The 1,193-nt window shown below is 54.2% G+C and carries 1 protein-coding gene; it reads right to left on the bottom strand.

Going from position 1 to position 1,193, the window contains the following annotated elements:
- Positions 1 to 461: 461 nt before the first annotated feature.
- Entirely contained in the window at positions 462 to 1,133 is a 672-nt protein-coding gene (locus tag B7R24_RS17435) for a hypothetical protein (RefSeq protein WP_147304107.1), read from the bottom strand.
- Between the last annotated feature and the right edge of the window lie 60 nt (positions 1,134 to 1,193).

Consider the following 1,193-nt stretch of genomic DNA (forward strand, 5'->3'; position numbering starts at 1 on the left):
TGTGGAATGTAGCGATAATTGGCGGTGTTTCTAGGGAGCTCATTGGCGCCCGCACTCCTTAGAGGCCGATTGTTGAGGGCGCCCTGAAGTCTTCTTACGAGAAGATTGACCTGATGGGTGAATTGAGTTCAGCTACGACGTTAATAAACGGTTGGCGGGCGGTATCGTTCGTCAGAGATTTCAGCGAAATCTTCAACCTCAGACCGAAGACGCTGGACCATGAGGCTGCCTTCGGCCCAAGAAAAGGCCTCACTCTCGGCCGTATCCCACCCTGACTCGCACGAGTAGTGGGACTGCCAAAAGTCGTACCAGGACTTCATCTGAACTTCGAGTTCACTCGAGAGGCCAAGATCGCCCGGCAGAGGTGTGGGGTTCTCGGATTGGTCCTCCCATATTGGCCATTGGTATCCGACCTCAGGGAATACTCTGATTAGGCGTTTTGGGGAGCTCATTTACCCTCTTTAGCAGGACGTCCCGGTTTGGGGGAAAGCCGTGATAAGTCGATCGGTTGTTCGTGAGTATGCAGCCCGTGCGTTGAAAGTGTAGACAATGCCGACTCCCGTTTTGAAGAAGTCCACGTTCACGACGACACACGTCGTCTGATCTACGGCACTACCGCCAGTGAAGTTCGGGTAGGAGATGGCGTTGCCGGCCGCAATGTTCATGAGATCGTCCCACGACTCCAGTCCTTGGCTTGAAGGCACCCACCCTGAATTTTTTGCTGCATTGAATTTATTTTGCCAGGCGGCCTCTTTGCCAGTTCGGATGTGCTTGTACCCGAAGCTGGCGTCACCGCATCTCAGGTTGATCTGCCGCCCCGGCTGCGAGTTCTTGGATGGTGTGTAGTAAGTGGAAAAGATGTCGTCAGCGTGGTTCAGCGAGAAGCATCCGTACCACTGGTCCCAGTTGATGAGGTTCGGTGATACTCCGCCAGGCTTTGGGGCTGGGGTGTCGTGAAGGTGTAGGGCACCGTTGGGAAAGTCCGCACTGAAAGGTACCTCTTGCCCATTGACTCGTACCATCAGTTTGACATCGCCTGATCCTGTTTCAGTGCTGGCAGTAGCCGGAGCCGCGGACCCGCCAACCACAAGTCCCAACACCAGAACACCAATAAGAAACTTTTTTGCTCGCATCGAGTACCCCTACTTGTAAGAAAAGCCCAACTGCGGACAAGCTATCTCGCAACACCGTCC

Source organism: Subtercola boreus (assembly GCF_003399645.1).
GTDB lineage: Bacteria > Actinomycetota > Actinomycetes > Actinomycetales > Microbacteriaceae > Subtercola > Subtercola boreus_A.

Bases quoted from the DNA above. Each gene is read 5' to 3' on its own strand.
- B7R24_RS17435 (WP_147304107.1), bottom strand. From the start codon at position 1,133: ATGCGAGCAAAAAAGTTTCTTATTGGTGTTCTGGTGTTGGGACTTGTG.